Origin of the sequence: Wielerella bovis (assembly GCF_022354465.1) — a bacterium.
Classification (GTDB): Bacteria; Pseudomonadota; Gammaproteobacteria; order Burkholderiales; family Neisseriaceae; genus Wielerella; species Wielerella bovis.
Genome location: NZ_CP092361.1, coordinates 2,177,241 through 2,190,411, shown reverse-complemented (window position 1 = coordinate 2,190,411; position 13,171 = coordinate 2,177,241). Strand labels below are relative to the sequence as shown.

The following is a 13,171-nucleotide window of genomic DNA, read 5'->3' as shown; positions in this document are numbered from 1 at the left end:
TATCATGACAACGTGGAATATAAAGCTGATTATTTTAAGAAGAAATATCCGAAAAAAATGCCAGATTTTTAACAATATTTGGGTTAGTCTTGTCATTTTATTATCTGATAGCTTTCAAAGCCGATAATGTTTTTTATTTTCTTCATTATTTTGAAATTTTCATCATTGCATTGAGTTTGGGAGCTTTGGCATGGTTTTGGGGTTGGCGGGATAATCAAGATGAACCTTTTGGTATGTTCATTATTACTCTGATGATGTCAGCAGGGTGTTTGTTACTGTTGTCGATATTGTCGCTAAAAATGCTGCCTGTAAAAAATCTGTATGGTACGATTTACACACAACGGATGGAAGTTCAAACTAGAACAGACGTAATCATAGTTTACAAAATGCAGTTTGATGTAAACTGGCTCAATCATAGTCAGTTAGCAGCATATCCCCAAATGATTGAGCGGCACTTTCCTCTGTATCAAGTACCATTTCGCCAAAAATGCCATCAATCAGGGGAGATTTATGTTTATGAAAAAGCCAAAGCAAAAGTGCAAAGTGGTTGGCTTGGTGCTCGAGTAGAATGGATCGCAGAGCCAAATCATCATCAGTTAAAATATTTTCAGGCTGCCTGAAAATATTTTGTGAAATAAAATTTCATTACAAATCATGACTTTATAATTTGTTATCAAATTTATCCATGGCAAGGCTTGACCTAAAAGTAGAGATTTGGCATAATTAAATCTTTCGCTGCTGCGGCAGACGAGATTTAGAAATTGTAGTTCTTTAAAAGCAAGATTACCGATAAGTGTGAGTGCCTGATGGTCTCACACTGTTTTGAGAGATACAAGATTTGATTTGGAATTTTCCTATTAAGTTTTTGTTAATTTCTTTGAAGCAGACCAGAAGTTAAATAAGTTAGAGATTGAACATAAGAGTTTGATCCTGGCTCAGATTGAACGCTGGCGGCATGCTTTACACATGCAAGTCGGACGGCAGCACGAGTACTTGTACTTGGTGGCGAGTGGCGAACGGGTGAGTAATGCATTGGAACGTACCGAGTAGTGGGGGATAACTAGTCGAAAGATTAGCTAATACCGCATACGTCTTGAGAGAGAAAGCAGGGGATCTTCGGACCTTGCGCTATTTGAGCGGCCAATGTCTGATTAGCTAGTTGGTGGGGTAAAGGCCTACCAAGGCGACGATCAGTAGCGGGTCTGAGAGGATGATCCGCCACACTGGGACTGAGACACGGCCCAGACTCCTACGGGAGGCAGCAGTGGGGAATTTTGGACAATGGGGGCAACCCTGATCCAGCCATGCCGCGTGTCTGAAGAAGGCCTTCGGGTTGTAAAGGACTTTTGTCAGGGAAGAAAAGGCGATTGCTAATATCAGTTGCTGATGACGGTACCTGAAGAATAAGCACCGGCTAACTACGTGCCAGCAGCCGCGGTAATACGTAGGGTGCGAGCGTTAATCGGAATTACTGGGCGTAAAGCGAGCGCAGACGGTTTGTTAAGTCAGATGTGAAATCCCCGAGCTCAACTTGGGAACGGCGTTTGAAACTGGCAAGCTAGAGTATGTCAGAGGGGGGTAGAATTCCACGTGTAGCAGTGAAATGCGTAGAGATGTGGAGGAATACCGATGGCGAAGGCAGCCTCCTGGGATAATACTGACGTTCATGCTCGAAAGCGTGGGTAGCAAACAGGATTAGATACCCTGGTAGTCCACGCCCTAAACGATGTCAATTAGCTGTTGGTGCACTTGATGCATTAGTAGCGTAGCTAACGCGTGAAATTGACCGCCTGGGGAGTACGGTCGCAAGATTAAAACTCAAAGGAATTGACGGGGACCCGCACAAGCGGTGGATGATGTGGATTAATTCGATGCAACGCGAAGAACCTTACCTGGTCTTGACATGTACGGAAGAGCGTAGAGATATGCTTGTGCCTTCGGGAGCCGTAACACAGGTGCTGCATGGCTGTCGTCAGCTCGTGTCGTGAGATGTTGGGTTAAGTCCCGCAACGAGCGCAACCCTTGTCATTAGTTGCCATCATTTAGTTGGGCACTCTAATGAGACTGCCGGTGACAAACCGGAGGAAGGTGGGGATGACGTCAAGTCCTCATGGCCCTTATGACCAGGGCTTCACACGTCATACAATGGTCGGTACAGAGGGTAGCCAAGCCGCGAGGTGGAGCCAATCCCAGAAAACCGATCGTAGTCCGGATTGCACTCTGCAACTCGAGTGCATGAAGTCGGAATCGCTAGTAATCGCAGGTCAGCATACTGCGGTGAATACGTTCCCGGGTCTTGTACACACCGCCCGTCACACCATGGGAGCGGGGGATACCAGAATTGGGTAGGGTAACCGCAAGGAGCCCGCTTAACACGGTATGCTTCGTGACTGGGGTGAAGTCGTAACAAGGTAGCCGTAGGGGAACCTGCGGCTGGATCACCTCCTTTCTAGAGAAAAGAAGAGATTATTAGGTACTCACACTTATCGGTAATCAGAAGATGCAAGGATGATTAAACAGAAGTTTAAGAGTCAAAAGTACATGGGTTTGTAGCTCAGGTGGTTAGAGCACACGCTTGATAAGCGTGGGGTCGTAGGTTCAAGTCCTACCAGACCCACCAGTTGCAGCACAGGAATACTGGGGGCATAGCTCAGTTGGTAGAGCACCTGCTTTGCAAGCAGGGGGTCATCGGTTCGATCCCGTTTGCCTCCACCAAGATTAAATAAAATGAAATTGCAAATTAAAGCGAGTTTGTGTAGAATGAATAGTTTGCTTGTTTTAATTTGCAATTTCCTGACAAAGTCGGGAAATGATTGCATCGATCTTTAACAAATTGGAAAGCCGAAATCAACAAACAAAGACAAAGCAATCTTTAAATATAGAAATGAAAGATTGTGCGAATTTGGGTGATGATTGTATCAAGTAGTTTGTGAAACACAAAAGGCACAAACTACTCACAACAAAGCAGTAAGCTTTATTGTTTGAGAATTTAAGTAAAGATTGGTAGTCAACGCCAGTTTTTGCAAAGTCAGAGGTTCTTCAAATGATAGAGTCAAGTGAATAAGTGCATCAGGTGGATGCCTTGGCGATGATAGGCGATGAAGGACGTGTAAGCCTGCGAAAAGCGCGGAGAAGCTGGCAAAAAAGCAATGATACCGCGATGTCCGAATGGGGAAACCCACTGTACTTGTACAGTATCCCAGTCTGAATACATAGGACTGGTGAAGCGAACCGGGAGAACTGAACCATCTAAGTACCCCGAGGAAAAGAAATCAACCGAGATTCCGTAAGTAGTGGCGAGCGAACACGGAGCAGCCTGTGCGTGATAATTGATGCGTTAGGAGAAGGACTTGGAAAAGTCCGCCATAGTGGGTGATAGCCCCGTATCCGAAAACACATTAATGGTACTAAGCGCACGACAAGTAGGGCGGGACACGTGAAATCCTGTCTGAATATGGGGGGACCATCCTCCAAGGCTAAATACTCATCATCGACCGATAGTGAACCAGTACCGTGAGGGAAAGGCGAAAAGAACCCCGGGAGGGGAGTGAAATAGAACCTGAAACCTGATGCATACAAACAGTGGGAGCACCTTTATGGTGTGACTGCGTACCTTTTGTATAATGGGTCAACGACTTACATTCAGTAGCGAGCTTAACCGAGTAGGGGAGGCGTAGGGAAACCGAGTCTTAATAGGGCGCATAGTTGCTGGGTGTAGACCCGAAACCGAGTGATCTATCCATGGCCAGGATGAAGGTGCGGTAAAACGCATTGGAGGTCCGAACCCACGCATGTTGCAAAATGCGGGGATGAGCTGTGGATAGGGGTGAAAGGCTAAACAAACTCGGAGATAGCTGGTTCTCCCCGAAAACTATTTAGGTAGTGCCTCATGTATCACTTCTGGGGGTAAAGCACTGTTATGGCTAGGGGGTCATTGCGACTTACCAACCCATTGCAAACTCAGAATACCAGAAAGTGCAATCATGGGAGACAGACATCGGGTGCTAACGTCCGGTGTCAAGAGGGAAACAACCCAGACCGCCAGCTAAGGTCCCAAATGACAGATTAAGTGGTAAACGAAGTGGGAAGGCACAGACAGCCAGGATGTTGGCTTAGAAGCAGCCATCATTTAAAGAAAGCGTAATAGCTCACTGGTCGAGTCTTCCTGCGCGGAAGATGTAACGGGGCTCAAATCTGTAACCGAAGCTGCGGATGCTTTTAAAGCATGGTAGGGGAGCGTTCTGTAAGCCTGTGAAGGCGGCTTGTAAAGGCTGCTGGAGGTATCAGAAGTGCGAATGTTGACATGAGTAGCGATAAAGCGGGTGAAAAGCCCGCTCGCCGAAAGCCCAAGGTTTCCTACGCAACGTTCATCGGCGTAGGGTGAGTCGGCCCCTAAGGCGAGGCAGAAATGCGTAGTCGATGGGAAACGGGTTAATATTCCCGTACTTTGATTCAATGCGATGTGGGGACGGAGAAGGTTATGCTAGCAAACTGTTGGAATAGTTTGTTTAAGCCAGTAGGTGGAAAGAGTAGGCAAATCCGCTCTTTCTTAACACCGAGACGTGATGACGAGTAACTACGGTTACGAAGTAGCAAATACCACGCTTCCAGGAAAAGCCACTAAGCTTCAGTTGAATCAGAACCGTACCGCAAACCGACACAGGTGGGCAGGATGAGAATTCTAAGGCGCTTGAGAGAACTCGGGAGAAGGAACTCGGCAAATTGATACCGTAACTTCGGGAGAAGGTATGCCCTGTAAGGTTAAGGACTTGCTCCGTAAGCCAATCAGGGTCGCAGAGAATCGGTGGCTGCGACTGTTTATTAAAAACACAGCACTCTGCTAACACGAAAGTGGACGTATAGGGTGTGACGCCTGCCCGGTGCTGGAAGGTTAATTGAAGATGTGCAAGCATCGGATCGAAGCCCCAGTAAACGGCGGCCGTAACTATAACGGTCCTAAGGTAGCGAAATTCCTTGTCGGGTAAGTTCCGACCCGCACGAATGGCGTAACGATGGCCACACTGTCTCCTCCCGAGACTCAGCGAAGTTGAAATGGTTGTGAAGATGCAATCTCCCCGCTGCTAGACGGAAAGACCCCGTGAACCTTTACTGTAGCTTTGCATTGGACTTTGAAGTCACTTGTGTAGGATAGGTGGGAGGCTTAGAAGCAGAGACGCCAGTTTCTGTGGAGCCGTCCTTGAAATACCACCCTGGTGGCTTTGAGGTTCTAACCCAGACCCGTAATCCGGGTCGGGGACCGTGCATGGTAGGCAGTTTGACTGGGGCGGTCTCCTCCCAAAGAGTAACGGAGGAGTTCGAAGGTTACCTAGGTCCGGTCGGAAATCGGACTGATAGTGCAATGGCAAAAGGTAGCTTAACTGCGAGACCGACAAGTCGAGCAGGTGCGAAAGCAGGACATAGTGATCCGGTGGTTCTGAATGGAAGGGCCATCGCTCAACGGATAAAAGGTACTCCGGGGATAACAGGCTGATTCCGCCCAAGAGTCCATATCGACGGCGGAGTTTGGCACCTCGATGTCGGCTCATCACATCCTGGGGCTGTAGTCGGTCCCAAGGGTATGGCTGTTCGCCATTTAAAGTGGTACGTGAGCTGGGTTTAAAACGTCGTGAGACAGTTTGGTCCCTATCTGCAGTGGGCGTTGGAAGTTTGACGGGGGCTGCTCCTAGTACGAGAGGACCGGAGTGGACGAACCTCTGGTGTACCGGTTGTTTCGCCAGAAGCATAGCCGGGTAGCTAAGTTCGGAAGAGATAAGCGCTGAAAGCATCTAAGCGCGAAACTCGCCCAAAGATGAGACTTCCCCTGCGATTTAACCGCATTGAAGGGTCGTTGTAGACCACAACGTTGATAGGTCGGGTGTGGAAGCGCAGTAATGCGTGCAGCTAACCGATACTAATTGCCCGTAAGGCTTGACTCTATCATTTGAAGGACTTTGAAAATAGAAAAACTGAAATCAAAGTAAACAAAAATGAAAATAAAGCTTACTGATGACTCAGTCATCACCAAAAACAAATACCAAAGATAAAGGCTTTCCAGTTTGACAGTTTATGTTTGGCGACCATAGCGGTTTGGCACCACTCCTTCCCATCTCGAACAGGACAGTGAAACGAACTAGCGCCGATGATAGTATAGTCCCTATGCGAAAGTAGGTCATCGCCAAACTTATTATTCTAGCTCCCTAGTATATTACGATATATGCTAGGGAGATTTGCTTTGGGCGAGAATGATTTGGAGCTAATGAAAAATAATTTATCTTCATAGCATGCCTATTTCAAATCATAAAAAACCTCTATAATCTCCCATGTCATTTAAAAAACAATATGAAATTTCAATGAATCCAATTTTACCTCCCTCTACTCTTGGTATATTAGGCGGCGGACAACTGGGTAGTATGTTTGCCATTGCTGCTAAAACAATGGGCTATCGCGTGATTGTACTTGACCCCGATAAAAATGCGCCAGCTGCTCGGTTTGCAGACCAGCATTTATGTGCAGCATTTGATGATGTCGCTGCATTAAAAGAATTAGCAAAATGCGCAGCCATAACAACTGAATTTGAGAATGTTAATGCGCAATCTATGATAGATTTAGCTCAACATACGCGTGTTTCGCCAAGTGGTGAAAGTGTTGCCATTGCGCAAAATCGTATTTTAGAGAAAGCGTGGATACGCAAAGCAGGCTTGCAAACTGCACCTTATCAGGAAATCGTCAAATCTGATGATATTACTGAACAATCAGCGCAATATTTGCCAGCGGTACTCAAAACAGCAACTTTGGGCTACGATGGTAAAGGACAGATTCGTGTGAAAACATTAGATGAATTGCGCCAAGCATTTATTCAACAAAAAGAAGTGCCCTGTGTATTAGAAAAATTGGTGGATTTGCGTGCGGAAATTTCCGTTGTGGTGTGCCGTTTGGATAATCAACACATTACCACTTTTGACCCAGCTGAAAATCAGCATGAAAATGGTATTTTGTCCTATTCCATCGTACCAGCAAGGCTGCCTGAAAAAATTCAGCAACAAGCCAAACAAATGGCAATTCGTTTGGCAAATGAGTTGGACTATGTGGGTGTGTTGGCGGTAGAAATGTTTGTGGTTGGTGATGAGCAAGAATTGTTGGTAAATGAAATTGCGCCACGTCCACACAATAGTGGTCATCATACTATTGATGCGTGTGCCATCAGCCAATTTCAGCAACAAGTGCGTATCATGTGCGGCTTGCCACCTGCGAATACTACATTGCTTATGCCATGTTGCATGGCAAATATTTTGGGCGATGTGTGGGGCGATGTGTGGGGCGAAGACGGCAGTGAGCCTAATTGGTTGCCATTACAACAACACACGCAAGCACATTTGCATTTATACGGCAAATTATCGGCACGACCTGCGCGTAAAATGGGACATTTTACCGTGTTAGCCGACACAGCAGATGAAGCCTATCAAACAGCACAACGCTTGCATCAAAGTCTACAAGCATAATTGCTACTTTTTCAGGCTGCCTTATTTTTTGATTAGGCAGCCTGAAAATATAATTCACTATATCTAAAAATATTTTTCAGGCAGCCTTATCACACAAAATCTACTAAAAATACTATAATTTCGCACTTTCCAACCCCTTGTGTGAAAATATCATGGCAACACAAAATTCTTTGCTTGAACGCTGGTTCAAACTCTCCGAAAACGGCACAACTGTCCGTACTGAAATCCTCGCAGGTTTCACTACATTCCTGACCATGTGCTACATTCTTATTGTCAATCCATCTATTTTATCCATTGCAGGCATGGATTTTGGCGCAGTTTTTGTCGCAACTTGTATTTCATCTGCTATCGGTTGCTTCGTTATGGGCGCATTGGCAAATTATCCGATTGCACTCGCCCCTGGTATGGGCTTGAACGCCTACTTCACATTCAGTGTCGTCAAAGGTATGGGCGTGCCTTGGCAAGTTGCACTCGCCGCTGTATTCGTATCAGGTATTATCTTCATTCTTTTCAGTTTCTTAAAAATTCGTGAAATGCTGGTTAATGCCTTACCTATGGGCTTGAAAATGGCAATTTCAGCAGGTATCGGCTTGTTTTTAGCATTGATTGCACTCAAAGGTTCAGGTTTGGTGGTTGGCAACGAAGCCACTTTATTGAAAATGGGTGAATTTTTTATTATTGAAGATGGCGTAAAATCTCCAAATTTCCCTGTGTTACTGGCATTATTGGGTTTATTCTTAACCATCGCGTTAGATTACTACCGAATTCGTGGTGCAATTATCATCAGTATTTTTGTTGTAACAATGCTAGCGTGGGCATTGGGTTTAACCCAAATCACAGGCGTAGTAGAAAGCATCCCCAGCTTGCAGCCCACATTTATGCAAATGGACTTCAACCAATTGTTTTCAGGCAGCCTGATTGCGGTTATTTTCGTATTTTTCTTGGTGGATTTATTTGACAGTACAGGCACATTGGTTGGCGTTGCGCACCGTGCTGGTATGCTGGATAAAAACGGACATTTACCCCGTTTGAAACGCGCCTTATTTGCTGACAGCATCGCCATTGTTGCAGGTGCAGGTTTGGGTACATCGTCCACCACACCGTATATTGAAAGCGCATCAGGCGTAGCTGCTGGCGGACGTACAGGTTTAACCGCGATTACCGTAGGCGTATTGATGCTCGCTTGTTTGTGGTTTTCGCCACTTGCCAAAGCTGTCCCCGCTTTTGCCACCGCACCAGCTTTGTTGTATATCGGCGTACAAATGATGCGCTCCGCCGTAGAAATTGATTGGAAAGACATTACCGAAGCCGCACCAGCATTCATCACGATTGCGTTTATGCCGTTTACCTATTCCATTGCAGATGGCATTGCCATGGGCTTTATCGCCTATGCCACCATTAAATTATTGTGTAAACGCACCCAAGAAGTTCCTGTAATGGTATGGTTTGTTGCCATCGCATGGTTAGCCAAATTTTGGTTCTTAGGTACCTAATCTTTCAGGCTGTCTTTATTTTTCATCAACAAAAAATAGACAAAATAAAATTAGCAAACAAAAAAATTACAATAATCTCCTCAAGGCTGCCTGAAAATATTTTCAGGCAGCCTTCAAAACAAATGCACGTAGCGATTGACATAAAAGTAAAAAATCCATAAAATTAGCGGTTTCTATTATTATATTTATTGGACTTAATCCCATGAAAACCTTTTCAGCGAAACCGCACGAAGTGCAACGCGAATGGTTTGTGATTGATGCGACTGACAAAGTATTGGGTCGCGTAGCAGCAGAAGTTGCAAGCCGTTTGCGCGGTAAACACAAACCTGAATACACACCTCATGTTGATACGGGTGATTACATTATTGTTATCAATGCTGACAAATTGTGCGTAACAGGCAATAAAAACGAAGGCAAAATTTACTATCGCCACTCTGGTTATGCTGGTGGTATTTATCAACGCACATTCCGCGAAATGCAAGAGCAATTCCCAGGTCGTGCTTTGGAAAAAGCCGTTAAAGGCATGTTGCCAAAAGGTCCTTTGGGTTACGCAATGATTAAAAAACTGAAAGTGTATGCTGGTGCAGAACACCAACACGCTGCGCAACAACCTAAAGTTTTAGATATTTAATTGAAGGACACAGATAAATGAACGGTAAATACTACTACGGCACAGGTCGCCGTAAAAGCTCAGTAGCTCGTGTGTTCTTGCAAAAAGGCACAGGTCAAATCATTGTAAACGGTCGCCCAGTTGATGAGTTTTTCTCACGCGAAACCAGTCGCATGGTGGTACGCCAACCTTTGGTTTTGACTGAAAACCTAGAAGCATTTGACATCAAAGTAAACGTAACAGGTGGTGGCGAAACAGGTCAATCTGGTGCAGTACGTCATGGCATTACTCGTGCTTTGATTGATTACGACGCAGCATTGAAACCAGCATTGTCTATTGCAGGCTTTGTAACTCGTGATGCGCGTGAAGTTGAACGTAAAAAACCAGGTTTGCGCAAAGCACGTCGTGCAAAACAATTCTCAAAACGTTAATTTTACGTTTTATGGATTACAAAAAAGCACTTCCATTTTGGAAAGTGCTTTTTTATTTTCAGGCTGCCTGAATGTCTGAAACTATAGTGGATTCAATTTAAATCAGGACAAAGTGACGGCGACTGCCGTGTACACCTAGTACATAAGGGAGCTGGCAACGCTGTACTGGTTTAAATTGAATTCACTATACTTATCTAAAATGGTAAATTTCAATGAAAAATAAGAAGAATTATGATATTCTGGATATCGCTGATGATGTAGCATTGTTAGTGTGAAAGTGATACAGTGGATTAAATTGGAACTAGGATAGACTAACTAAAATGCTGTCCTAATTTTAAAAAATAATTCATTATATAACTGCGAAACGAATTACCAGTAATCATTGTTAAAAACACATTTGTATGGGAGTTCATGTGATGAAATTCAAAAAATTAACCTTTTTATTATGTGTATCTGCATTATTAGGATTATCTGCTTGTGGTGAGCAGCAAACTAATAACTCAACAAATGCGGTTGGTTTAATGTCTGAAAGTTCGGTTTCAGCAGAAAATGCAAAAGAAGAGCCTGCTAAAAAGTCAAGGAGTAAGAAAAAATCTGCTGATAATCAAGCTGCGCCAGCTGTGGTGGTAAATATCAATACGGCTACTGCGGAAGAATTGGTTGCAGCATTAAAAGGAACGGGTGTTGGAGAAGCGAAAGTTCAGAGTATTATTGCTTATCGTAAACAACATGGTGGATTTAAATCAGTAGATGAACTGACCGAAGTGAAGGGAATTGGTCAGAAAACTGTTGAAAAATTGCGTAACAGAGTAACGATTTCTGGTGAAACAGGTGCAGCTGTAACACAAAATGCATCAGGTGTTCAAAATTAGAATGCAACTTTTGTAACCCAAACAAATTAGGGTGTAGCTTACAAGTGTGGTGGAAAAAATCATTTTGGGGCTGTACTAGATAACTAGAACAAATGTTGCTTTACTAATTGTTTGAAAATAGAACAAGAGAAACGTCATTCGTATTCCTTTAAATACAGCTCAAAATGCACTTTGGGTATGCCGTTAAACTTGTGTAAATGAAGTTTCGCTTGACTACAAAAGTTTTCAATTCTATTTATATGATTGTGTTTTTCCGTAAAATGCGTACCGTGATTAATGCGAAAATGATTAAATGCACTTACATCCAAATACGCCATAACTGCGGTAACAATCCGTGTAAACAATACTGTCAGGCTTTACTTTTTCACTCATAATCGGTAATAAAGTGGCTGTCTGTGTATTGGTAATAGCAACCGTGTAAACTTGACCATTACGCTTCAAAAGACCAAATATAGTGACTTTTCTAGATGTACCACGTTCACGTTTCCCCTTATTAGACCACCAAAATAACTTTTATCAACTGCAATTTTACCTTCTAGCATTTCCAAATGAAGGCTGTTTTTGATAGATAAGTAAGCGTAAATGATAGAAATAATAGGCTGGCTGCTGTATTTTTGTTCACTCTAACCAATTGAACTACTGTGCGAGCAGTTATACTGGCAACAAATAGCTCAATGAGTTTGTTTATACTAGCTTAAACGACTTTTTTCATGTTTTTTCATGGGGATTATTCTTTCATGGGGATTATTCTAACCTAAATTGAATTTACCTAATTATCTAGTACAGCTCCATAAAAATGATACAGTATTGCCAGCTCCCTTATGTGCCATTGGTACATAAGGGAGCTGTCGCTTTGTCCTGGTTTAAATTGAATCCACTATAATAATGATTTGTTTTTATTTGAAAAATTGTTGGATATCAGAATACATCCTACGAATTTTTAAGCAGTCTGAATAAGTTTGGTATTTGCAAAGGTTTCAGACTGCCTGAACAGATTTTGCAAAAGTTTCAGCCTGAAAAATAATCAACCCTGTTTTTCCAACATTTTGCGAAACCGAAACAGCGCAAAACCCAAAAACACGCCACCCACAATCGCCATTGCCAATAATTGCGGATAAACAATTTCCAGACCCGCACCGCGAAAAATTACATTTTGTGCGAAAGTGGCAAATTGCGTGGTCGGCCAATATTCGCTTACCCATTGCGCGGTTTGCGGCATATTGTGGCGTGGCGATGAGCTGCCTGAAAACAATAATGCCACAATATAAATTGGCATCATCAGCAAACTGTATTGTGGCATGGTTGGTGCAAGGGTTGCCAACATCACGGCAAGGCTGGCAACGGAAAACATAAACACCGCCGTTCCCAAAAAATACAGCCCAATGCTGCCCGCAATCGGCAAACCAATCACGCCACTCACCACAAATTGCATAGACAAAGTCGCCGCAACGCATACCACCAAGCCATTTGCCAAAATTTTCGCTAACACAATTTCGCTGGCGGTAACAGGCATCACCAACAAATGCTCAATCGTGCCACGTTCGCGCTCACGAATCACCGCCGCGCCCACCAACACCAGCGCGAGCATGGAAATCATATTGTTCACTTGAGCCACGCCTTGAAACCATGGACTTTCGCCATTTGGGTTATACAACACATTCAGCGCGTATTGGCTGGGCATGATTTGCTGGAATATTTGCGTTTGTCCCGTGAACGCCAAAATTTCGCGCTGAAAAATCTGCGAAATATACACTTGCCCAATGCCCGCTTGGGTCATGGTGGTGGCATCAACCAATAATTGTGCTTCGGGTGCGCGCCCTGCCACAATGTCTTTTTCAAAATTGGGCGGAAATTCCAGTACAAAAATCAACTGACCTTTGTCCATCAATTCGTCCGCTTGTTCGCGTTGAATGTAAACAGGTTTTTTGAACTGCGGTTCCAGCAAACTGTCCACAATGCGATGCGATAAAGTGGAATGGTCTAAATCAATCACGCCAACGGTGGCATTTTTGACATCGGTACTGATACCATTGGCAGCCTGAATCACCATGCCCGTGAACACCAGCACAATCAATACTGACAAAACTTTGTCGCCAAATACGCTGCGAAATTCTTTACGCATCAATGCCCAGATGTTTTTGAAGGTTCGGTTCATTTGTTTATTCCTTTTTCAGGCTGCCTGAATATAAATAACAATACAAAAAGCAGTTGTAGGTCGGACATTCATGCCCAACACCATACGCCGTGATTCATCATGTCGGGCATA

Annotated in this window: 7 protein-coding genes, 2 tRNA genes, 3 rRNA genes and 1 pseudogene; 11 read left to right on the top strand and 2 right to left on the bottom strand. The window is 44.0% G+C overall.

Annotated elements, in window-relative coordinates:
- Positions 1-89 precede the first annotated feature (89 nt).
- The 11 genes from MIS45_RS10685 (at position 90) to MIS45_RS10635 (ending at position 10,905) form a co-directional block, all read left to right on the top strand.
- A complete protein-coding gene (locus tag MIS45_RS10685; RefSeq protein ID WP_249450510.1) occupies positions 90-620 on the top strand; it encodes a hypothetical protein in 531 nt (176 codons plus the stop codon).
- Between the two features lie 292 nt (positions 621-912).
- Positions 913-2,449, top strand: a 16S ribosomal RNA gene (locus MIS45_RS10680).
- Positions 2,450-2,543: 94 nt separating this feature from the next.
- Positions 2,544-2,620, top strand: a tRNA-Ile gene (locus tag MIS45_RS10675).
- Between the two features lie 19 nt (positions 2,621-2,639).
- A tRNA-Ala gene (locus tag MIS45_RS10670) sits at positions 2,640-2,715 on the top strand.
- A 335-nt stretch (positions 2,716-3,050) separates the two neighbouring features.
- A 23S ribosomal RNA gene (locus MIS45_RS10665) occupies positions 3,051-5,936 on the top strand.
- Positions 5,937-6,069: 133 nt separating this feature from the next.
- Positions 6,070-6,181: ribosomal RNA gene (gene rrf / locus MIS45_RS10660) — 5S ribosomal RNA — on the top strand.
- Together the 16S, 23S and 5S rRNA genes with 2 tRNA genes alongside form the textbook arrangement of a ribosomal RNA operon.
- A gap of 163 nt (positions 6,182-6,344) precedes the next feature.
- On the top strand, positions 6,345-7,499 hold the full coding sequence (locus MIS45_RS10655) for a 5-(carboxyamino)imidazole ribonucleotide synthase (RefSeq protein WP_249451386.1): 1,155 nt from the start codon (positions 6,345-6,347) through the stop codon (positions 7,497-7,499).
- A gap of 152 nt (positions 7,500-7,651) precedes the next feature.
- The gene (locus tag MIS45_RS10650; RefSeq protein WP_249450509.1) at positions 7,652-8,992 is read left to right on the top strand and encodes an NCS2 family permease; all 1,341 of its coding nucleotides are present in this window, start codon (positions 7,652-7,654) and stop codon (positions 8,990-8,992) included.
- 202 nt (positions 8,993-9,194) lie between these two features.
- Positions 9,195-9,623, top strand: a complete 429-nt coding sequence (gene rplM / locus MIS45_RS10645; RefSeq protein ID WP_249442607.1) for a 50S ribosomal protein L13 — start codon at positions 9,195-9,197, stop codon at positions 9,621-9,623.
- Between the two features lie 17 nt (positions 9,624-9,640).
- Positions 9,641-10,033, top strand: a complete 393-nt coding sequence (rpsI, locus tag MIS45_RS10640; RefSeq protein WP_249442606.1) for a 30S ribosomal protein S9 — start codon at positions 9,641-9,643, stop codon at positions 10,031-10,033.
- Positions 10,034-10,449: 416 nt separating this feature from the next.
- The gene (locus tag MIS45_RS10635) at positions 10,450-10,905 is read left to right on the top strand and encodes a ComEA family DNA-binding protein (protein WP_249450508.1); all 456 of its coding nucleotides are present in this window, start codon (positions 10,450-10,452) and stop codon (positions 10,903-10,905) included.
- 83 nt (positions 10,906-10,988) lie between these two features.
- On the opposite strand, the pseudogene MIS45_RS10630 reads toward MIS45_RS10635, so the two are convergent.
- Together MIS45_RS10630 and MIS45_RS10625 are read right to left on the bottom strand one after the other, a co-directional pair.
- Positions 10,989-11,593: pseudogene (locus MIS45_RS10630) on the bottom strand (IS1595 family transposase).
- 336 nt (positions 11,594-11,929) lie between these two features.
- Positions 11,930-13,060, bottom strand: a complete 1,131-nt coding sequence (locus tag MIS45_RS10625) for an ABC transporter permease (protein WP_249450507.1) — start codon at positions 13,058-13,060, stop codon at positions 11,930-11,932.
- Positions 13,061-13,171: the final 111 nt, after the last annotated feature.